At 61.0% G+C, this 20,637-nt stretch carries 21 protein-coding genes and 1 pseudogene; 14 read left to right on the top strand and 8 right to left on the bottom strand.

All coding sequences use genetic code 11. The features are described from left to right. Positions 1–464: 464 nt before the first annotated feature. Positions 465–1,599, top strand: a pseudogene (locus tag O4H62_RS03055) (IS3 family transposase). Positions 1,600–1,880: 281 nt separating this feature from the next. Here O4H62_RS03055 and rpsI read toward each other — a convergent pair. The 4 genes from rpsI to O4H62_RS03035 all read right to left on the bottom strand — a co-directional run bounded on the left by rpsI (position 1,881) and on the right by O4H62_RS03035 (position 4,450). Then, positions 1,881–2,360 carry a 30S ribosomal protein S9 gene (gene rpsI, locus O4H62_RS03050; protein WP_269385646.1) on the bottom strand — a complete coding sequence of 160 codons (480 nt, stop codon included), beginning with the start codon at positions 2,358–2,360 and terminating at the stop codon, positions 1,881–1,883. Between the two features lie 2 nt (positions 2,361–2,362). Beyond that, positions 2,363–2,827 carry a 50S ribosomal protein L13 gene (gene rplM / locus O4H62_RS03045; protein ID WP_269385645.1) on the bottom strand — a complete coding sequence of 155 codons (465 nt, stop codon included), beginning with the start codon at positions 2,825–2,827 and terminating at the stop codon, positions 2,363–2,365. 270 nt (positions 2,828–3,097) lie between these two features. Beyond that, positions 3,098–3,535, bottom strand: coding sequence for a PaaI family thioesterase (locus tag O4H62_RS03040; protein WP_269385644.1), 438 nt, complete (start codon positions 3,533–3,535; stop codon positions 3,098–3,100). Positions 3,536–3,586: 51 nt separating this feature from the next. After that, complete coding sequence (locus O4H62_RS03035; protein WP_269385643.1) at positions 3,587–4,450, bottom strand: crotonase/enoyl-CoA hydratase family protein; 864 nt, start codon at positions 4,448–4,450, stop codon at positions 3,587–3,589. A gap of 140 nt (positions 4,451–4,590) precedes the next feature. Between O4H62_RS03035 and O4H62_RS03030 the strand changes: the two genes are divergently transcribed. The 3 genes from O4H62_RS03030 to O4H62_RS03020 all read left to right on the top strand — a co-directional run bounded on the left by O4H62_RS03030 (position 4,591) and on the right by O4H62_RS03020 (position 6,745). Further along, the gene (locus tag O4H62_RS03030; protein WP_269385642.1) at positions 4,591–5,415 is read left to right on the top strand and encodes an enoyl-CoA hydratase; all 825 of its coding nucleotides are present in this window, start codon (positions 4,591–4,593) and stop codon (positions 5,413–5,415) included. A gap of 128 nt (positions 5,416–5,543) precedes the next feature. Further along, entirely contained in the window at positions 5,544–5,978 is a 435-nt protein-coding gene (locus O4H62_RS03025) for a VOC family protein (protein ID WP_269385641.1), read from the top strand. 29 nt (positions 5,979–6,007) lie between these two features. Further along, on the top strand, positions 6,008–6,745 hold the full coding sequence (locus O4H62_RS03020) for a GNAT family N-acetyltransferase (RefSeq protein WP_269385640.1): 738 nt from the start codon (positions 6,008–6,010) through the stop codon (positions 6,743–6,745). Positions 6,746–6,760: 15 nt separating this feature from the next. On the opposite strand, the gene O4H62_RS03015 is transcribed toward O4H62_RS03020, so the two are convergent. Then, the gene (locus tag O4H62_RS03015) at positions 6,761–7,135 is read right to left on the bottom strand and encodes a hypothetical protein (protein ID WP_269385639.1); all 375 of its coding nucleotides are present in this window, start codon (positions 7,133–7,135) and stop codon (positions 6,761–6,763) included. A 137-nt stretch (positions 7,136–7,272) separates the two neighbouring features. On the opposite strand from O4H62_RS03015, the gene O4H62_RS03010 reads away from it, so the two are divergent. The 5 genes from O4H62_RS03010 (at position 7,273) to O4H62_RS02990 (ending at position 11,232) form a co-directional block, all read left to right on the top strand. Continuing rightward, positions 7,273–7,815 carry a CoA-binding protein gene (locus O4H62_RS03010; protein ID WP_269385638.1) on the top strand — a complete coding sequence of 181 codons (543 nt, stop codon included), beginning with the start codon at positions 7,273–7,275 and terminating at the stop codon, positions 7,813–7,815. Positions 7,816–7,941: 126 nt separating this feature from the next. Further along, a complete protein-coding gene (locus tag O4H62_RS03005; RefSeq protein ID WP_269385637.1) occupies positions 7,942–8,376 on the top strand; it encodes a hypothetical protein in 435 nt (144 codons plus the stop codon). A gap of 252 nt (positions 8,377–8,628) precedes the next feature. Next, positions 8,629–9,912: an O-acetylhomoserine aminocarboxypropyltransferase gene (locus O4H62_RS03000; protein ID WP_269385636.1), complete on the top strand. Its 1,284-nt coding sequence runs from the start codon at positions 8,629–8,631 to the stop codon at positions 9,910–9,912. A gap of 141 nt (positions 9,913–10,053) precedes the next feature. Continuing rightward, complete coding sequence (locus O4H62_RS02995; protein WP_269385635.1) at positions 10,054–10,857, top strand: hypothetical protein; 804 nt, start codon at positions 10,054–10,056, stop codon at positions 10,855–10,857. A gap of 78 nt (positions 10,858–10,935) precedes the next feature. Next, complete coding sequence (locus O4H62_RS02990) at positions 10,936–11,232, top strand: hypothetical protein (RefSeq protein WP_269385634.1); 297 nt, start codon at positions 10,936–10,938, stop codon at positions 11,230–11,232. Here O4H62_RS02990 and O4H62_RS02985 read toward each other — a convergent pair. Continuing rightward, a complete protein-coding gene (locus O4H62_RS02985; RefSeq protein WP_331284442.1) occupies positions 11,220–11,726 on the bottom strand; it encodes a DUF6653 family protein in 507 nt (168 codons plus the stop codon). The genes O4H62_RS02990 and O4H62_RS02985 overlap by 13 nt on opposite strands. A 41-nt stretch (positions 11,727–11,767) precedes the next feature. Between O4H62_RS02985 and O4H62_RS02980 the strand changes: the two genes are divergently transcribed. Then, positions 11,768–12,112, top strand: coding sequence for a cupin domain-containing protein (locus O4H62_RS02980; RefSeq protein WP_269385632.1), 345 nt, complete (start codon positions 11,768–11,770; stop codon positions 12,110–12,112). Between the two features lie 88 nt (positions 12,113–12,200). Here O4H62_RS02980 and O4H62_RS02975 read toward each other — a convergent pair whose 3' ends face one another. Together O4H62_RS02975 and O4H62_RS02970 are read right to left on the bottom strand one after the other, a co-directional pair. Next, positions 12,201–13,424, bottom strand: a complete 1,224-nt coding sequence (locus tag O4H62_RS02975; protein ID WP_269385631.1) for a cytochrome P450 — start codon at positions 13,422–13,424, stop codon at positions 12,201–12,203. Between the two features lie 142 nt (positions 13,425–13,566). Beyond that, positions 13,567–14,160 (bottom strand): hypothetical protein, encoded by a 594-nt coding sequence (locus O4H62_RS02970; protein ID WP_269385630.1) that lies wholly within the window; start codon positions 14,158–14,160, stop codon positions 13,567–13,569. Between the two features lie 425 nt (positions 14,161–14,585). Here O4H62_RS02970 and clpP point away from each other — a divergent pair, with 425 nt between their 5' ends. The 4 genes from clpP to hupB all read left to right on the top strand — a co-directional run bounded on the left by clpP (position 14,586) and on the right by hupB (position 20,162). Continuing rightward, on the top strand, positions 14,586–15,212 hold the full coding sequence (gene clpP / locus O4H62_RS02965) for an ATP-dependent Clp endopeptidase proteolytic subunit ClpP (RefSeq protein ID WP_269385629.1): 627 nt from the start codon (positions 14,586–14,588) through the stop codon (positions 15,210–15,212). Between the two features lie 315 nt (positions 15,213–15,527). Then, complete coding sequence (gene clpX / locus O4H62_RS02960) at positions 15,528–16,808, top strand: ATP-dependent Clp protease ATP-binding subunit ClpX (protein ID WP_269385628.1); 1,281 nt, start codon at positions 15,528–15,530, stop codon at positions 16,806–16,808. Between the two features lie 346 nt (positions 16,809–17,154). Continuing rightward, entirely contained in the window at positions 17,155–19,587 is a 2,433-nt protein-coding gene (lon, locus tag O4H62_RS02955) for an endopeptidase La (RefSeq protein WP_269385627.1), read from the top strand. Between the two features lie 302 nt (positions 19,588–19,889). After that, the gene (hupB, locus tag O4H62_RS02950; RefSeq protein ID WP_152009162.1) at positions 19,890–20,162 is read left to right on the top strand and encodes a DNA-binding protein HupB; all 273 of its coding nucleotides are present in this window, start codon (positions 19,890–19,892) and stop codon (positions 20,160–20,162) included. The last annotated feature ends 475 nt before the right edge of the window (positions 20,163–20,637 follow it).

The raw sequence follows: 20,637 nt of genomic DNA, 5'->3' as shown, positions 1-20,637 counted from the left end.
AATTTCCAAGATCAGTCTTAGGTTCACAGGGCCAATTGCCTGTCACCAGAATATTTGCCCATTCTTCGGCTTGGATCAGCTGAGTTATGGTCTCGCCTCTGAGGTGATATTATGCGGCTAGATTCACGGGCTGCAAGCATTGATATTTGAATATCCCCGCGTTTTCCAGGCGCCTTCTATTTTCATTTTCTTCTGGCGTTCGAATTGGGAATGTGGGCGTTCGAATTGGGAATGTGGAAGAAACCCTTTTGGCAAATTCTGGTGCCGGTGACCTTGCGCCCAGGTTGTATGGAGCGTGTTGACTAAAAGTCGGATTCAAAAAAACTAAAACGGAAACAAGGACTTTAGAATGGTGCAAACGTGGTTGTATTTGCGTCGTTAGAGGTGGCTCGGGAAAACTGCACAGCGGGGATAAGTGGAATTTCTGCTTGAATTTGGCTTAGATGCCGGAAACAGGAGACACCATGACAAGACGACCGCGCCGGAACCAACCCCGGCTTTCAAGGCGAAGGTGGCGCTTGCAGCCATCCGTGGCGAACAGACGCTGGTGGAGTTATCCCAGCAATTCGATGTCCACGCCAACCGGATCAAGCAATGGAAAGAACAACTCCTGGAGGGAGCGACGGGCGTTTTTGGCGGTGACACCAAGACAGAAGCGGCGGCTCCGGCCGTCGACATCAAAACGCTTCATGCCAAAATCGGCGAACTGGCACTGGAAAACGGTTTTTTGTCAGGGGCGCTCGGCAAGGCGGGATTGCTGGGCGGAAAGAAATGATCGACCGTCATCACCAACTATCATTGCACGCCAGGCCAAGCTTCTCGGCTTCAGCCGTGGCAGCGTCTACTATCTGCCTCGTCCTGTGCCTGAAGGTGATCTTGCCCTGATGCGGCGGATTGATGAGCTGCATCTCGACTACCCATTCGCGGGACGTCGCATGTTACCGGGGCTCTTGAAAGCGGAAGGACTGGCAGTAGGGCGTCTCCACATCGCGACGCTGATGAAGAAGATGGGTATGGAGGCTATCTACCGCCGGCCGAACACTTCGAAACCAGCGCCGGGCCACAAGGTCTATCCCTATCTCCTAGGCAAGCTGGCTGTCACCAGACCCAATCAGGTTTGGGCGACCGATATCACCTACATCCCCATGGCCCGCGGCTTCGTCTATCTCTGCGCCGTCGTGGACTGGTTCTCCCGCCGGGTTCTGTCCTGGCGGCTGTCGATCACGCTGGAAACGGCCGTCTGCATCGAAGCGGTTGAGGAAGCGCTTGCGCCACGGCAAGCCTGACATCTTCAACTCGGACCAGGGGTCCCAGTTCACATCCATCGACTTCACGGCGGTATTGAAGAAGGCTGAAATCGCCATCTCGATGGACGGCAAGGGCGCATGGCGAGACAATGTCTTCGTCAAGCGGCTTTGGCGGTCGATCAAATATGAGGAGGTCTATCTCCACGCCTACAAAACGGTGCCGGAGGCCCGAGCAGGCATCAGTCGATATCTGGCCTTCTATAACAGCCGACGCCCACATTCATCCCTTGACCGGCAAACACCGGATCAGGCTTACTTCAAAGCGCTGACGCCAATCCTGGTCGCAGCATAATCGAGGCGGAAATCCACTTAACGAAACGCCCTGAACTGTTCAGACGAACCGAGCCACCTCTGTAGGGGCTGCCAGCCCGCTTGTAGACCAGGATTCGCCCGTCTCCAAGGCTGTGTTCATCATCCAGAAAGGTCGATCCTTATTTCGCGGTGTCTACATTTTGTAAAAAACGTAAACTAGAACAACTGCGATTTCAAATCGTTGTGAACGTTTTGTAGGCATGAAAAAAGGAGGCCCTGTGAAGGGCCTCCTTGAAAATATTGAGATACTTGAAGTGCCAGTTAGCGCTTGGAGAACTGGAACGAGCGGCGGGCCTTGGCCTTGCCGTACTTCTTGCGCTCGACCACGCGGCTGTCGCGGGTCAGGAAGCCACCCTTCTTGAGAACCGCGCGCAGGCCCGGCTCGTAGTAGGTCAGCGCCTTGGAGATGCCGTGACGGACAGCACCGGCCTGGCCGGAGAGGCCGCCGCCGGTGACCGTGCAGACGACGTCGAACTGGCCCTGGCGGGCAGCGGCGACGACCGGCTGCTGGACAACCATCTGCAGCACGGGGCGTGCGAAGTAGGTGACGAAATCACGGCCGTTGACGGTGATCTTGCCGGTGCCGGGTTTGACCCAGACGCGGGCGATCGCGTTCTTGCGCTTGCCGGTGGCGTAGGACCGGCCGAGATCGTCGACCTTGCGGACGTGAACCGGGGCTGCCGGTTCGGCTGCTGCGGTCACCGATGCGCCGAGCTCCTCAAGCGAATTGAGTTCAGCCATTATCAGGCGCTCCTTTTGTTCTTGGTGTTCAGCGAGGCGACGTCGAGGACGGTCGGCTGCTGGGCTTCATGCGGGTGTTCCGAACCGGCGTAGACGCGCAGGTTCTTCATCTGGCGACGGCCGAGGGGGCCGCGGGGAACCATGCGCTCGACAGCCTTTTCGATGATCCGCTCGGGAAAGCGGCCTTCGAAAATCTGGCGCGCAGTGCGCTCCTTGATGCCGCCGGGGTAACCGGTGTGCCAGTAGTACTTCTTGTCGGTGTACTTCTTGCCGGTCAGGACGGCCTTTTCGGCATTGATGATCACGACATTGTCGCCATCGTCAACGTGAGGGGTGAAGGTGGCTTTGTGCTTGCCGCGCAGGCGGTTGGCGACAACGGTGGCGAGACGGCCGACGACGAGATCAGTCGCGTCGATAATCACCCACTTCTTGTCCACCTCTGCAGGCTTCTGCGAGAAGGTTTTCATCTAGTTTCTCTCTTTATTCAGGATCCGGAACCGGACGGGCCGGAACGGACGTTTCTTGTTGCTTGGGTTGTTTCGGGAAGAGCCCGGAATGGCTTCACCCGCACCAACATCGCATCGGCGCCCCATAGGGGTGCCAACGCTGGCTGCTTATAGGGGAGGTGCAAATCACCGTCAAGCGATCGGCTTTAGAGGAAATCAAAAATATTCCATACAAAACAATGGCTTAATTATACGGTATCTAAATACCGCATAATTTCGGCCCGTTGCGGCTCAGTTCCGCGGCGGAATCGAGTAGGTGGCGGTTGCGTGCGCTACCATTTCTCCGCCGGAATCGCGGATGGCGATATCGATGACCACCAGTCGCTTGCCCAGTTTCAGGATCATCGCGGTGGCATCGAGCGGCCCGGGTTCGGGCTTCATCAGGAAGTTGATGTTGAGATTGGTGGTGACCGCCAGCGCCACCCGGCCGATATGCGCCAGGATCACCGCATAGGCTGCGAGATCTGCGAGCATGAACATGGTGGGGCCGCTGACGGTTCCGCCGGGCCGCAGATGCTTGTCGTCGGCGTGGAGCCGCACGCGTGCAGTCCCGGCAGACACCGTCTCCACCGATATGTCGTCCCCGTTTGCCTTGATCTGCGGAAAGACCTCGTCGATATAGGCCGAGACTTCGGGGGCGGACATTACGGGCGTTGCCGGTGCGGGCATGGGTCGTTTTCCTGTGTCTTGAATGTGTCGATGGGGTTGCTGCAAGCCGGCCTAGCCGCGCGGATTGACCGGGCGGTCCTCGGTCCAGTCATAGGTGCCTGAATCGCGCTCTGTGACGGCCTTTTTCCAGCCTTCCGCCTCGGCCCGGTGCTTGAAATTGATGCCTTCCGGCGAATGCCGGGTGATGCCGTCGAACACGGTGGCGATCATCTGCGTCTGTTTCAGCCCCATCGCCTCGATCGCCTGGTTGATCATCAGCTTCTGCATCATCAGCTGGTTGACCGGCACCGTGGCCATGCGTTCGGCAAGCCGCTCGGTCTCAGTGTCGAGCTCTTCGGCCGGCACCGCCTTATGCACAAGACCGATGCGTTCGGCCTCGCGCCCGTCGATCTTGTCGCCGGTAAACAGCATCCGCTTGGCTTTCTCCGCCCCCAGCCGGTAGACCCACATCGCCGTGGTCGGGCAGCCCCAGACCCGCGCCGGCATGTAGCCGATTTCGGCATCCTCGGCCATGACCACCAGATCGGCGCAGAGCGCTATGTCAGACCCGCCGGCGACCGCAAAACCGTGCACCTTGGCAATCACCGGCCGGTGCGAGCGCCACAGGCTCATGAAGCGCTCGGTGTTGCGGCTCATGAAGGCATAATCCTTCATCGGGTCCCACGGCATGGCCTGCGTCACTGCGTTGCCGTCGCCGCCGGTGGCCTGGGCGTAGTAGGTCATGTCGTAGCCGGCGCAGAAGGCGCGGCCCGCGCCCGACAGCACGATCACGTGAATGCCCGGCTCCTCGTTGGCGCGCAGGACCGCGGCTTCCAGCTCGCGCGGCACGTCATCGTCGATGGCGTTGAGCACATCCGGCCGGTTCAGCGTGATCCGGGCAATCCGCCCGTCGCGTTCGTAAAGCACCTTCGCCATCGGCCCCAACCCTCCCGCCAGATTCGATTTGTCCCCGGCACCGTTGCGGAAATGCGGCGTCCGGTCAACGTTGCAACCGGGGTTCACGCAGCGCCACCGTCGCGCTAGAATTGAATTTGAACAGAAAGAGGTCTGAACGCATGAACGTCGTCGAACTGAAACAGGATGCACCCGCCGGTCTCGTCAAGACCACACGACACGGCAGTGTGCTGCGGCTGGAGATGAACAATCCTCCGGCCAACGCCCTGTCGATCGCCATGATGGAAGCCCTCAAGACAGAACTCGATGCCGCCCGCGAGGACGCGTCCGTCCGGGTGGTGATCCTCGCCTCGGCGACACCCGGAAAGCTGTTTTCCGCCGGCCATGATCTCAAGGAGCTGACCGTCCACCGCGCCGACGAGGACCGGGGCAGGGCGTTTTTTAGCCGCACCATGAAATTGTGCGCCGAATTGATGCAGACCATCGTGCATCTGCCGGTGCCGGTGATTGCCGAGGTCGATGGCCTGGCCACCGCCGCCGGATGCCAGCTTGTGGCATCGTGTGATCTGGCCATGTGCACCGACACCTCGACCTTTTGCACGCCGGGCGTCAATATCGGGCTGTTCTGTTCGACGCCGATGGTGGCGCTCTCCCGCAACGTGCACCGCAAGCAGGCGATGGAAATGCTGCTGACCGGCGAGACCATCGACGCCTCCACCGCCCGAGAGTTCGGACTGATCAACCGGATCATGCCACGCCAGTACCTCAACCAGGTGGTGATGAAATACGCGGAGGTCATCGCCTCCAAATCGCCCTTGACCGTCAAGATCGGCAAGGAGGCGTTCTACCGCCAGGCGGAGATGTCGCTCGGGGACGCCTATGAATACACCGCCGGCGTCATGGTCGAGAACATGCTGGCCCGCGATGCCGAGGAAGGCATCGGCGCCTTCATCGCCAAGCGCAAGCCGGAATGGACCGGCGAATAAGCGAAAGGTTGGCGACAAGGCAAGCTCTTGACTCGTGCAGGATTTGCCTATTTCGTTCTCTTTATGTTCCGTTTTTTGAGGCGCGTCGGGCAGGCGTTTGAGCCGGGCGGCGGCAGGAGTTTGTAGTGATGACTATTCAATCCCGCGTTTCCATGATCACGCTCGGCGTGGCCGACGTGTCGGCGGCGACCGGCTTCTATGAAAGGCTGGGATTCCGCCGATCCTCGGCTTCAAACGACAATGTCACCTTTTTTCACATGAAAGGCACGGTGCTTGGCCTGTTCGGGCGCGATGCGCTCGCCGCCGACGCCGGGGTCGAGCCGACCTCGCGGCAGGGTTTCGAAGGCGTTGCTCTTGCCCATAATCTCGGCTCCCGCGCGGAAGTGGATGCGGCTTGGGCCTTCGCGGTCGAGTGCGGCGGGCGCCCGGTCAAGAAGCCGCATGAAGTGTTCTGGGGCGGGTATTCCGGCTATTTCGCCGATCCGGACGGCCATCTTTGGGAGCTGGCGCACAACCCGTTCGTGGAACTCGATGAAAACGGCCATATGGCATTGCCCGAATAGATTCGTCGTAGGCAAGGAGGGCGAGTGCCATGAACGAAGACTTCCTTTGGCGCTCTGAAATGGCCTGCCGCGCGGCCTGGCCGGCGGATACCGATGGCGTGCTTGGCGGCTGGAGCGCGCGGCGCAGCGGCGGAACCATCCGCCGGGTGAATTCGCTCAATCCGCTGCCGGGCGCTACCGAGCTTGCTGACGCCACAATCGACCGAACCGAAGACTTCTACGCGAGCTACGGTCAGCCCGCGCTGTTCAGGCTGCTCTCGTTTGCCGGAGCCGCCTCGGCCGACCGGCTGGCGCGCCGCGGGTACCGGATCGAAGGCGGTACCACGACCCTCTGCTCCGATATCCGGAACCGGATGCCTGTTGGAGGCTTCGGAACTCGATTGTGGAATGTCCCCGATCCGGAATGGCTGGCGGCGCGCGACCGGATCGCCGTGTCCGATCCGGCGATCTTCGCGGGCATGCTGGGGTTGATCCGGGCTCCGAAGCGGTTTGCAGGCGTGGAGGTTGGTGGCGAAATCCGCTCGATTGCCTATGGCGTGATCGTCGACCGTCTGCTGGTGCTGGAGTCGGTTGCCACCGACGAGAGCTGCAGGGGCAGGGGATTGGCCAGGCAAGCCGTCGGATCGCTTCTGCACTGGGCGGCGGCGCAGGGCGTTGACCAGGCCGTGCTGCAGGTGGTCACCGACAATGTGCCGGCACGGGCGCTCTACCGGTCGCTCAGCTTCGAGACCGAGTTGTTCGACTATTTCTACATGCGTCAGTCGTAGCAGTGACGCGGCCGGTTACGGCTTCAGCCGCAGCAGCGGCCGGAAGTTGAGCAGGCCCTCGTCATCTTCAAGGGCATGCGGGTCGCAGCGGATCACCCGGCAGGAATTGGTGTCGCGTGCCGGCACCCGGGCCCAGACACCGACCGACGGGCTTTCGCACATCAGCGAAGAACTGACGTAGCGGTCGTAGATCGGCAGTCCTCGTTTCGAGGTGTATCTCAGGATTGCCGCGCCCTCGCGGATCAGCGTCGCACGAATGGCGCTGCAATCGGTCTTCGTCGTTTCGATGCGGCTGATCGCATGCGCCGGACCTGCTGCCGCGGCCAAAGTTGCTGCAATCACCACGGCTGCCGACAGCATCTTCAGGATGGGTTTGAACGTCTCTGTCATCGGGTTTCTCCTAGGGCCACCGGATTGAGCATACAGACAATTGTGGCGCAGATCGGGATGAAGGCAAGGCCGCAGGCGCTTGACGTCACCCCCTGCCGTTGCCACATCTGGGAGACGATTATTCCGGAAGGCCGACCATGGACCACGACAGCTACGACAACGCCTACATTTCCGGCATCCTGCAGTCGGTCAAGACCATCGCCGTGGTCGGCGCGTCCGCCAATGATGTGCGGCCGAGCTTCTTCGTCATGAAATACATGCTCGACAAGGGCTACCAGGTGATCCCGGTCAATCCCGGGCAGGCGGGCAAGCCCATTCTCGGGCAGATGACCTATGCACGGCTCAGTGACATTCCGGTCGCAATCGACATGGTCGACATCTTCCGCGCCTCCGATGCCGTGCCCGGTATTGTCGATGAAGCTCTTGCGCTTGATCCCTTGCCGAAAGTGATCTGGATGCAGCTGACCGTCCGCCATGACGAAGCCGCCGCCCGTGCTGAAGCCGCAGGCATCAAGGTGGTGATGAACCGCTGCCCGAAGATCGAATATGGGCGGCTATCGGGCGAGATCGGCTGGAACGGCGTCAACTCGGGCGTTCTGTCATCGAGGAAGCCGGTGATGCGGTCCGGATTTCAGAGTTACGGACTCAGGGGCAAGCCGGAGGACGGAAGCGGCGCCTGACCTTGCCGCTTTCGCGCCACTGTCGCGCGGGATAAAGGGCCCGCGGCCTTCGCTTGCATCCGTCGCAATGCCGCGAGCTGTTGCCATCACACGGAGTGAGTGCGGATCTTGTTCCAGTTGTTGAAAATGATGCGAACCACCGCCTTTCTCGCGGTCCTGTGCGTTTCGCTCGCCACCACGGCGGTCAGCATGGGCGTATGGGCCGTGTCGCTGACGGCGCAGGTGACCACCATGACCGCGAGCGCTGCCGCGGCCGCCATCGCCAATCGCAAGGCCATTGCCGCCGCGGTGCTCAGGACCAAGGCCAAGGCTCGGTTGCGGCGCGCCCTGGTGGTGGTTCCGGTTGCCGGCATCGCCGCGGCAATCGCCTTCGAACGCGAGGACTATCTCGAATGGAAGCAGGACAATCCCGACGGCGATCTTGAGGCCTATGGCTGCGAGGTCAGCGCGGTATCGGCCGAGATTGTCGACGACGTACTGCAGGATCTGCCCGAGCAGGTCCGCCCGTCACGGGACTGGCTGCTCGCGCGCCTGCCGGAATGTGAGAAACCGGCTGGCTAGCGCCTCAAGCCCGGGTCTTGCGCTTGCCACGGCAAAGGCCTAGACCGGAGCGAGGATCATGGCCGGCCAGCCGTCGCTACTCAGTCCCGGTAGGGGGACGCATGGGGTGGAATGATATTTCTTGCTTCATGCAGGAATTGCCGTGTGCGGCGCGCCTGCCATGCCGGTCGCGCAAAATTCTTCTTTGACCCTGGCTCGGACATGCGGGATAACCCCTCTCACCATTCAAGTCGGGCACAAGGGGAGAGGTCCATGCCGAACAATCAGCCAGGTTTCAACACGCTTGCGATTCATGCGGGGGCCCAGCCGGATCCCGCCACCGGCGCGCGCACCACGCCGATCTACCAGACCACCAGCTTTGTCTTCGAGGATGCCGATCACGCCGCCTCGCTGTTCGGCCTGAAAGCCTTTGGCAACATCTACACCCGCATCATGAACCCGACCCAGGCCGTGCTTGAGGAGCGGATCGCAGCACTCGAAGGCGGCACGGCAGCTCTTGCCGTGGCATCGGGCCATGCCGCCCAGTTGCTGGTGTTCCACACCATCATGAGCCCGGGCGACAACTTCATCGCCGCCAACCGGCTCTATGGCGGCTCGATCAACCAGTTCGGCCATTCCTTCAAGTCGTTCGACTGGCATGTCCGCTGGGCCGATCCGGCCGACATGGGCAGCATCGAGAGCCAGATCGACGAGCGCACCAAGGCGATCTTCATCGAGAGCCTCGCCAATCCGGGCGGCACCTTCGTCGACATCAACGCCATTGCCGAAGTCGCCCGCAAGCACGGGCTGCCGCTGATCGTCGACAACACCATGGCCTCGCCCTACCTGATCCAGCCGATCGAGCACGGCGCCGACATCGTCGTCCATTCGCTGACCAAGTTCATCGGCGGCCACGGCAACTCGATGGGCGGCGTCATCGTCGATGGCGGCTCGTTCGACTGGTCGAAGTCGGGCAAGTACCCGATGCTCTCCGAGCCGCGTCCCGAATATGGCGGCATGGTGCTGCACGAAACTTTTGGCAATTTTGCCTTCGCCATTGCCTGCCGCGTGCTGGGTCTTCGCGATTTCGGTCCCGCGATCTCGCCGTTCAACGCATTCATGATCCTGACCGGCGTCGAAACCCTGGCACTGCGCATGCAGCGCCACTCGGACAATGCGCTGGAAGTCGCCAACTGGCTGGCCAAGCATGACAAGGTGGCCTGGATTTCCTATGCGGCCCGGCCCGAGCATGAGAACCATGCCTTGCAGCAGCGCTATTCGCCCAAGGGTGGCGGCGCTGTGTTCACCTTCGGCCTGAAGGGGGGCTACGATTCCGGTGTGAAGTTCGTCGAAGCTCTCGAGATGTTCTCGCATCTGGCCAATATCGGCGACACGCGCTCGCTGGTCATCCATCCGGCCTCAACCACCCATCGCCAGCTCACGCCTGAGCAGCAGGTTGCTGCCGGTGCCGGCCCCGACGTCGTCCGCTTGTCGGTCGGCATCGAAGACGTCAAGGACATCATCGCCGATCTCGAGCAGGCCCTCGCCAAGGCCTGATCACGGATCTGAAGTCTGAGAATGAACGGCCCGGCCTCAAGAGCCGGGCCGTTTTGCGTGGAAGGAGATGGCTCCGGGCCTTGCCCTTGCAGTCCGCGGCTGGTCTTATTCGCAGCCTGACGACCGATCCGGAGCCTTTTCATGATGCGCCTGCCCTTACCCTCTCTGATCCTTCTGCTGATTATAGGGGCCGCGCCCCTCCGGGCCGAGACGCTGACCTCGATCGCGGCCTCAAGCATTGACGACCCCAGGACCTTCTGGCGCGCCACGATGGAAGAGTTTTACGGCCCTTATGACAATCGCCGCAAATGCTGGGTTGCCGCGCGCGCGTCCGAGCGGCTGTGCATGCGTCCGCATCTGCTGTCCACCGTGATCGAAGACGGCGTTCCGACGATTTATGCCGCCATGGCCGGCTACGCGCTCACCTCCGAGGGTGGGCATGCAGATTGCCATGCCTGTTCGGGCAAGCTTGGCCTCGTCATTCTCAGGCCGCGGGGAGACAGGATGGCCCTGGTTGCCAGCAACGATCTCTCCACCGATGCCGGCTCCTGGGGGCAAGTGCCGCCGGAGGAGGCCTTCCGTGTCGTCGAACTCGGGAAGGACAATCACGGCTGGCTGATGGAGTTCTATTACACCGGACAGGGCTACACCGAGGGAGGCGTCGGGGTCTTTGGCGCCATCGGCGACAAGGTGCTCGATCTTGGTTTCATTTCGACCCATTCCGACAATGGCGGCGCCTGCGGCGACGGAATGGGCGAATGCTACACCTACAGCTATGAAATCCTCAACGATCCCGACGGTTCGGATGCCCGTCTCGGTGAACTGATCGCCCGCAAGGTCGAGAACACGGACCCCGCAGCACCGACGACCGTGCGGATCCCGTTTTCGCAGGACGAGTTGAAATACCTGACTCCGCCGGCACTCGCAGCCGCTCTGGGTAACTAAGCCGGTTCGATTGATCTGCCGCAAGGCGGTCGGGCGGATGCGAGACTAGGCTGGACCCAACCTGAAGCAGGAGGTCCCATGTTTCACAACACGCTCCGAACCATTTCCCTTGCACTCGCAACCACTTTGACGCTGGCGCCCGTGGCCCATGCTCAGTCGGCCAATCCGGCTTGGCTCGACCAACTCTCCGAGCAACTGGCGGTCGAGAAGGATTGCGCCGTCGAGTATTTCCTCAATATGAAGGAGGGCGAACTGGCCGGACGGCTGACATTCGAGGCCCGCGCGCAATGCGCCGATGGCCGACAGTTTGACGGCTCGCTGACCGAGCCCGCCGAGGAATTCACCATCAGCGAATGCGGCGTTCAGGTCTGCTGAGCACCGCTTTGCATCGGCTGCACGGCCATATCGTCAGACAGCCATGCCATCCGGTCGCAGAACCACAATTTGAACGCTGAGGCGAGCAGGGCGCCCAGAAAAGCCGCCCAGGGATCGAGCGCCCAAAGCCCGTAGGCGAGCGGGATCAGCGACAGGCCCGACAGCACCGACAGGATCAGCGCCGAGCGCGCGTGATGGGCCGGAATGGGCGTGGTCTTCCGCGCCAGCCAATGGCGCTCGCCGAGCACCGCTTTCGAGGCCCAGTTGTTCAGGTGAGCCGGCGGCGGAAAGGCGCGCGGATTGATGAAGGTCCACGCCAGCAGAACAGCAACCGGCGCCAGGCACCACCAGCCGATCCACATACGCGACCAGATCGCAAGCGTCAGCAACAGCAGGATTGGCACCCGCGTCCAGAAGCTCAGGGGATTGGCATGGCGCGCCCAGGTGGCATCATTCATTGCCATCGTGCTTTCGATTGCCTTGTCGATCCTCATGCGGTCAATATAGACGCTTCGATTGCATCCTGCGAGGTCCCATGTCGAACTCCGCCTATCTTCCCGTCTCACCGGCGGTTGAGCCCGATGTTTCCCGGCCCGATCCGGAGAAGCTGCTTTCCGGCGATCCGGTGCACACCACCTGGAACCTCGAGGAGCGCGACGGGCTTTATTGCGGCATCTGGCAGTCGACTCCGGGCAAATGGCGGATTTCCTACGATGAGTGGGAATACTGCCGGATACTGGAAGGGCTTTCTGTCATTTCCGAGGATGGCGCCGATGCGGTTACCGTCAAGGCGGGTGACAGCTTCATCCTCAGGCCGGGCTTTAGGGGAAGCTGGGAAGTCCTTGAAACGACTCGCAAAGACTATGTTATCAAGCTCTAACCTGAAGCATTAGATTTAGCGCATATTCAGGTTGAACGCCTGCGCCGCGGGCCTCCGCCTTTGCAGAAGAAGGCGCGGCCCGCACCAGTCATCGGCTTTGTATCTGGACGGCCTTGAGGCTTTCTAGCCCGTGGAAATGATAGCTGTCGCGATAGCGCGGCGGCGTTTCAAGCTTCAGGCCAGGCAGCCGGTCGAACAGCAGGGACAGCGATTCCTGCAATTCGAGCCGGGCCAGCGGCGCACCGATGCAGAAATGCAATCCGGCGCCGAAGCTGACATTCTTCTGGTCGGCTCTGCCGGGACGGAATTCATGCGGCGCCTCGAAGGCGGACGGATCGCGGTTGGCGGCGCCGAGCAGCAGCGCCAGCTGCTCGCCCGGCTTCAGCGTCACCGGGCCGAGATCGACCTCCTCATAGGCATAGCGGGTGAACATGTGCAGCGGCGCGTCATAGCGCAGCGCCTCTTCGATTGTCGCCGCCGCCATCTCCGGTGTTGTAAAGAACCGGCGCGGGTCGCTGCCTTGCTCGAGGACGGTTTTGACCGCATTCCCGGTCTGGTGAACGGTCGCTTCATGGCCGGCATTGAGCAGCAGCACGCAGGTCGAGATCAGCTCGTCGTCGGAGAGCTTTTCGCCGGTGTCGCGTACCCCGATCAGCGCCGAAAGCAGATCGTCGGCGCCATTGTGCCGGTGCTCCTCGATATGCGCGGTCAGAAACGCGCCGAACTCGGCCGAGGCGCGGTTGGCGCGTTCCTCGGTCTCGGGCGAGCGCTGCGGCACATACATCTCGCACATCGCGTGCGACCAGTTGAGCAGGTCATCGGCCCGGCTCACGGGGACGCCGAGCAATTCGCAGATCACCGTCAGCGGGATCGGGGTGGCGAACGCCGGCAGCAGATCGAACGGCTGATTTGCGGGCAGGGCGTCAATCAGTTGATTGGCGAGCCCACGGATGCGCGGTCTGAGCCGCTCCACCGAGCGGGAAACGAAGGCGCGGTTGACCAGCGTTCTCAGCCGCGTGTGCGCAGGCGGCTCGCGTTCGAGCAGCGAGCCGCTTTCGATCCGGTCGAAATCGGCAAGGTGTCCGCGGCCCTCCGCCGGGTTCAGCGGCGCGCCCCAGCGGTTCTCCCGGCCAAGCCGCCGGTCCCTGAGCAGCGCGTTGACCTGGTCATAGCCCGACACGCACCACATCCCGTACTCTTCCCAGAAGAAGACAGGCGAGGTGCGGTGCATACCAGCGTAAAAGCGGTAGGGGTCCTGAACGAAACCGGGATCGCGGGGATCTTGTGAAACGGAAAGCTTGTGCGTGGTCATGCGCGAGCATTATCGCGGATTTGCCGGGCAGGAAATCCGAAACGATCGGGGCACGTGAACTTTCAGGCTCCCATGCCCCGGCGTTCTGGTCCAGGCGAGGTCGTTCGGAATACGACTGCTGCCCGGATGACGGTCCGGGACCTCACTTGCAGCGGCTGCGCCCTGAAACCTGTACCCAGCCGGCGGAAGCTGGCTGGACTTCCATCGTGCGCGCAACCGTCTTGATGACTGGCGGTACGTGGCGGGTGATAGTACGTTCCGGCTGAACCAGCACGGTGCGGGTGCGGTGCGCATAGCGCGCAGGAATTCTTTCATGCACGGTGCGGGCGGGCTGCACAATCACGGTCTGGGCGCGCGTGGCGTATTGCGCGGGATGCACCACCTTGCACAGCGTCTTGACACCGTGGACGTGGCGCCACTCCCATCCAACCGACTTGTCGCGGATCATCACGGTTTGATGCACGGTTCTGGTCACGGCCGGAATATGCCGCGCCACCACCCGTTCCGGCTCGACAAGCACGGTCTCGGTGACCTGGCTGTAGCGGGCGGGGATGGTCTCGTGGACAACGCCGCCGGGCCTGACCACCACCTGCTCGTGGACGGTCCGGTAGACGGCGGGCTGGTGCACCTGCTGGTAGCAGGCGAGCGTCTTGCCGCCGGCAAATGCCGGCGAGGCGACGGAAAAGGCAAGAAGGGTTGCCACGATGCCGTGGCGGGCAGGCAAGAACTCGGACATGACACACGCTCCCTTGCTGCGGCAGCGGCATTCTGTGGGCCGTGTCCGCGACTTGACGAGTGAGTGTGACTCACTCCGGGCGGCAAGGAAAGCAAAACGTTAACGATTGCTGTCAGAGCAGGCTGCTGGATGTCTCCCGCCCACCGACCCGCACCTGCCGTTCGCTTACGCTTGACCGGAAGGCTGGAGACATTGGGCTGGAAACGGGACGGGATCGAGTGGTCAAACCGCCGAATTGCCATTTGCATAAAGACAATTTCAAAACCGTAACGTCGCTTTAACATCAGTCGTGAACAACAGTTCCCAACCGTTTCGGCGCCTTGCGTCTTGAAGCGGCGGGGGGGCACACTCTATGTAGTGAGTTCAATAAGACTGATTCTGGGCAGGCTTTTGGGTCTGCCGGGCCGTTTGACAAGGGAAGCGCAATGAAAAATACAGTTGATAACGCCATGGCCCTGGTGCCCATGGTCGTTGAGCAGACAAACCGCGGCGAACGGTCCTACGACATCTATTCGCGGCTCCTCAAGGAGCGCATCATCTTCATCACCGGCCCGGTTGAAGATCACATGGCGACGCTGGTCTGCGCCCAGCTTCTGTTTCTCGAAGCCGAGAACCCGAAGAAGGAAATCGCCATCTACATCAATTCGCCCGGCGGCGTGGTCACCGCCGGCATGGCGATCTACGACACAATGCAGTTTATCCGGCCGGCGGTTTCGACCCTGTGCATCGGTCAGGCTGCGTCGATGGGATCGCTTCTGCTGTGCGCCGGCGAGAAGGGCATGCGCTTTGCCACGCCGAACGCCCGCATCATGGTGCACCAGCCGTCAGGCGGGTTCCAGGGCCAGGCCTCGGACATCGAGCGCCATGCGCAGGACATCATCAAGATGAAGCGCCGGTTGAACGACATCTATGTCACCCACACCGGCAAGGATTACGAAACGGTCGAGAAGACCCTTGATCGTGATCACTTCATGACGGCGGACGAGGCGCTTGGTTTTGGTCTGATTGACCGCGTTATCGACAAGCGCGAGTACATCGAGACCGACTCCTGAGGACGGGATCAGGCTTTTTGGTTCGAAACTGGCGTCGTTTTCAAGGCCATTGCGCTTCTCCTGCAACACGTTTGTGTGTGCCCGGGGTGGCGCAAGCGCCACAGCGCGCTAGTATGGACGTTAAGTCTATGTTCAATTTCTCTGGCGTAGCATTGCCAGATTGACGGGGATTCGTTGCCACCGGCCGCAGGAATGGTTACCTGATGGTCGGGTTTGTACCCCGAGATTGCCTGTAAGCACCGACGTCACGGCGTTATTGCGGTCAGGCGCCATACATCCGGGCCTTGATGCCGGGATTGCGGGAAGGAAAGTGAAATGAGCAAGGTCAGCGGCAGCAACGGCGGCGATTCAAAGAATACCCTTTATTGCTCTTTCTGCGGCAAGAGCCAGCATGAAGTGCGCAAACTCATCGCCGGTCCCACAGTGTTCATCTGCGATGAATGCGTGGAGTTGTGCATGGACATTATCCGCGAGGAAAACAAATCCTCGATGGTGAAATCCAGCGATGGTGTGCCGTCCCCGCAGGAAATCATCGCAACCCTCGACGAGTATGTGATCGGCCAGCACCAGGCCAAGAAGATCCTCTCGGTCGCGGTTCACAACCACTACAAGCGTCTCAACCACTCGTCGAAGTCGGGTGACGTGGAACTGGCCAAGTCCAACATACTGCTGGTCGGCCCCACCGGCTGCGGCAAGACCTACCTGGCCCAGACGCTGGCGCGCATCATCGATGTGCCGTTCACCATGGCTGACGCCACGACGCTGACCGAAGCCGGTTACGTCGGCGAGGACGTCGAGAACATCATTCTCAAGCTGTTGCAGTCGGCCGACTACAACGTCGAACGCGCCCAGCGCGGCATTGTCTACATCGACGAGGTCGACAAGATCTCGCGCAAGTCGGACAATCCGTCGATCACCCGCGACGTGTCGGGCGAGGGCGTGCAGCAGGCGCTTCTGAAGATCATGGAAGGCACGGTTGCCTCGGTTCCGCCGCAAGGCGGCCGCAAGCATCCGCAGCAGGAATTCCTGCAGGTCGATACCACCAACATCCTGTTTGTTTGCGGTGGCGCCTTTGCCGGCCTCGACAAGATCATTTCCGCCCGTGGCGAGAAAACCTCGATCGGCTTCGGCGCCAATGTTCGCGCCCAGGACGAACGCCGCGTCGGCGAAGTGCTGCGCGAACTCGAGCCCGAGGATCTGGTCAAGTTCGGCCTGATCCCGGAATTCATCGGTCGTCTGCCGGTGCTGGCGACGCTTGAAGATCTCGACGAGGCAGCGCTGATCCAGATCCTGACCGAGCCGAAGAACGCTCTGGTCAAGCAGTATCAGCGTCTGTTCGAGATGGAAGACGTGGAACTCACCTTCCACGAAAGTGCGCTGCACGAGATCGCCAAGCGCGGCATCATCCGCAAGACCGGTGCGCGCGGCCTGCGCTCGATCATGGAGAAGATCCTGCTCGACACCATGTTCGAGCTGCCGGAACTTGAAGGCGTGCGCGAAGTCGTCATTTCCGACGATGTCGTCACCGGCAATGCCCGTCCGCTCTACATCTATGCGGAGCGGGACGGCGACACCAAGGATTCGGCTTCCGCCTGATCGGCTCTGGGCAGATCTGCCAACACGTTTTGAGCGGGCCCCCTGGGGCCCGTTCGCGTTTACGGACATGGGAGCAGGGGCCGCATGCGACGCCGCGTTGTCGGTGTTTCTCCCGCGCGTTTTCCTGCGGCTCCAGCTTCCCGCCACTTTCATTCTCTAATATCGTCACGAATCGGTAATGAAACGAATTGCCGTTGTTGATCTGACTTGAAACCGGGGCGCCGGTTCTCCAATTAGACTGGAAAGGGGTTTTCCCCATGCAAGGACGCAGATGGCGGTTGCTGGATGAACCGGGACCGCATGCCGCGTTGCCAATCGGTCTGAACAGGCCATGAAAGGAAACAAAATGCCGGATAAAAATGTGAGCTCATCACACGCCCCTGAAGAGGCAGGTATCTATCCCGTTCTTCCATTGCGCGACATCGTCGTGTTCCCGCACATGATCGTGCCGCTGTTTGTCGGCCGTGAAAAGTCGATCCGGGCACTTGAGGAAGTGATGGGGTCGGACAAGCAGATCATGCTTGCCACCCAGATCAATGCCAGCGACGACGATCCGGAACCCGCCGGCATCTACGAGATCGGCACCATTGCCAATGTGCTGCAGCTGCTCAAGCTTCCCGATGGCACCGTCAAGGTGCTGGTCGAGGGGCGCGCGCGCGCCGAGATCGTCGAATACACCGACCGCGAAGACTATTACGAAGCCCGTGCCATCGAGCTTGCCGAGCCCGAGGAAGACCCGGTTGAGATCGAGGCCTTGTCGCGGTCTGTCGTCTCCGAGTTCGAAAACTACGTCAAGCTCAACAAGAAGATCTCCCCCGAGGTCGTAGGTGCTGCCAGCCAGATCGATGATTATTCGAAGCTCGCCGACACGGTGGCCTCGCATCTGTCGATCAAGATCCCTGAAAAGCAGGACATGCTTTCGACCGTCTCGGTCAAGGGCCGCCTGGAAAAGTCGCTCGGCTTCATGGAAGGCGAGATTTCGGTGCTGCAGGTCGAAAAGCGCATCCGCTCCCGCGTCAAGCGGCAAATGGAGAAGACCCAGCGCGAATATTACCTGAACGAGCAGATGAAGGCGATCCAGAAGGAGCTTGGCGACGGCGAGGACGGCCGTGACGAGATGGCCGAAATGGAAGACCGCATTGCCAAGACCAAGCTGTCCAAGGAAGCCCGCGAAAAGGCCGACGCCGAGTTCAAGAAGCTCAAGCAGATGAGCCCGATGTCGGCCGAAGCCACCGTCGTGCGCAACTATCTCGACTGGCTGTTGGGGCTGCCCTGGGGCAAGAAGTCCCGCGTCAAGATCGACCTCAACGCCGCTGAAAAGGTGCTCGACGAGGATCACTTCGGCCTTGAAAAGGTCAAGGAGCGGATCGTCGAGTATCTTGCCGTGCAGGCAAGGTCATCGAAAATCAAGGGTCCGATTCTCTGCCTCGTCGGACCTCCCGGCGTCGGCAAGACCTCGCTTGCCAAGTCGATCGCCAAGGCAACCGGCCGCGAATATGTCCGCATGGCGCTTGGCGGGGTCCGGGATGAAGCCGAGATCCGCGGCCACCGGCGCACCTATATCGGCTCGATGCCGGGCAAGGTGGTCCAGTCGATGAAGAAGGCCAAGAAGATCAACCCGCTGTTCCTGCTCGACGAGATCGACAAGATGGGCCAGGATTTCCGCGGCGATCCATCGTCGGCGCTGCTCGAGGTGCTGGATCCGGAACAGAATTCGACTTTCATGGACCACTATCTCGAGGTTGAGTACGACCTGTCCAACGTGATGTTCATCACCACGGCCAACACGCTCAACATTCCGGCTCCGCTGATGGACCGCATGGAAGTCATCCGCATCGCCGGCTACACCGAAGACGAGAAGGTGGAGATCGCCCGCAGGCATCTTCTTCCCAAGGCCGTGCGCGACCATGCGCTCAAGCCCGAGGAGTTCGAGGTCACCGACGAGGCGCTGTTGCAGATTGTCCGGACCTACACCCGCGAAGCCGGTGTGCGCAACTTCGAGCGCGAACTGATGAAGCTGTCGCGCAAGGCTGTGACCGAGATCCTGAAGACCGGGGTGAAGAAGGTCAGCGTGACCGCCGAAAACCTGTCCGATTATCTCGGCGTGCCGCGCTTCCGCTACGGCGAGGCCGAGTTTGATGATCAGGTCGGCGTGGTCACCGGGCTTGCCTGGACTGAAGTTGGCGGCGAGTTGCTGACCATCGAAGGCGTCATGATGCCCGGCAAGGGCAAAATGACGGTGACCGGCAACCTGCGCGACGTGATGAAGGAATCGATTTCGGCAGCGGCATCCTATGTTCGCTCGCGGGCCGTCGATTTCGGCATCGAACCGCCGATGTTCGACAAGCGCGACATCCACGTTCACGTGCCCGAAGGCGCCACCCCGAAGGACGGCCCGTCGGCCGGCGTCGGCATGGCCACCGCGATCGTCTCGATCATGACCGGCATCCCGGTGCGCCGCGATGTTGCCATGACCGGCGAGATCACGCTGCGTGGACGGGTGCTGCCGATCGGCGGGCTCAAGGAAAAGCTGCTCGCAGCCCTTCGCGGCGGCATCAAGACCGTGATGATCCCGGAAGACAATGCCAAGGATCTCCCCGAGATCCCGGACAATGTCAAAAACGGCCTGGAAATCATTCCGGTCGCGAAGATGGGTGATGTGCTGCGCCATGCGCTGGTCAGAATGCCCGAGGCAATCACATGGGATCCGGACGCCAAGCCGGAAACTCCGATTGCGGCCGAGGCCGGAGAAGACAGCGGAGCGGCCATCGCGCATTAGGCCTTTGGCAGAACTGGAAAAATGCTTGACGGGCGGGATCATCTCCCGCCCGTTTTCGTGTCATCAGGCGCGACATGCGCGCCACTCCACGGGCCGGATGTGCCGAAAGGGAACGCCTCACCGGTTGTCAACACGATTTCGCAGGGCTTGGCCGGTTCGCCGAACCGGAAAATAACGTTTTCCCTGTGAAAAGCCTTTATAAAGCGCGGGTTTCCGGGGAGTTTGGTTGCACGGAACGTCGAGATGCGTAGGATCACCGCATCGAACGAAATGAGTCGACATAACGCCAGAAAGGGACGGAAATGAACAAGAATGAACTCGTGGCAGCTGTTGCCGAGAAATCAGGCCTCAGCAAGGGTGACGCAACCTCGGCTGTCGAAGCGGTTTTCGAAACCATCACCGGTGAGCTCAAGAATGGCGGCGACGTCCGTCTGATCGGCTTCGGCAACTTCACCGTTTCGCGTCGCGAAGCCTCGAAGGGCCGCAACCCGCAGACCGGCAAGGAAGTCGACATTCCTGCCCGCAACGTGCCGAAGTTCTCGGCCGGCAAGGGTCTGAAGGACGCCTGCAACTAAGCCGCCGTCAAAAGCGCGAGAGTTGAGAGCCCGGGTGCAAGCACCCGGGCTTTTTTATTGGCCGCGGATCGTCGCCAGGGCACCTGGCAGGCCGCGCGGCCTTGCCCCGGCGCCGCGGGGCGGGGGATTGCTGGACTGCGCCGGTCTCGAAAATTCGCCATAAATGCAATTGACATGAGAACAAAGATGGAACATACATAATACATATAGGGAATTAACAGGAGTTGATCATGACTGCATTTGCCCGTGACATTGCCGCTTTCGTTTCCATGTCCCTGTTTGTGGCGAGCTTCGCCGTTCTTGCAATGGCGTTCTGAGTTCACTGGATTTCCGGATTTGAACAACTGCCAGTATCTGTCCGGCATGCCATGTGCCGGGTGTGAATGACCTCTCGGGTCCGAAGCGCGGTCCGACGAGAGGGGAGCGGGATTTGAGCCCCGCCGGGAATGGGTCGTCGCCGGACCATGCAACCTTG

This window comes from Parahoeflea alexandrii (genome assembly GCF_027214025.1).
GTDB lineage: Bacteria > Pseudomonadota > Alphaproteobacteria > Rhizobiales > Rhizobiaceae > Hoeflea > Hoeflea alexandrii_A.
The sequence above is the reverse complement of the archived record's forward strand: the minus strand, read 5'-3'. Positions and strand labels throughout refer to the sequence as shown.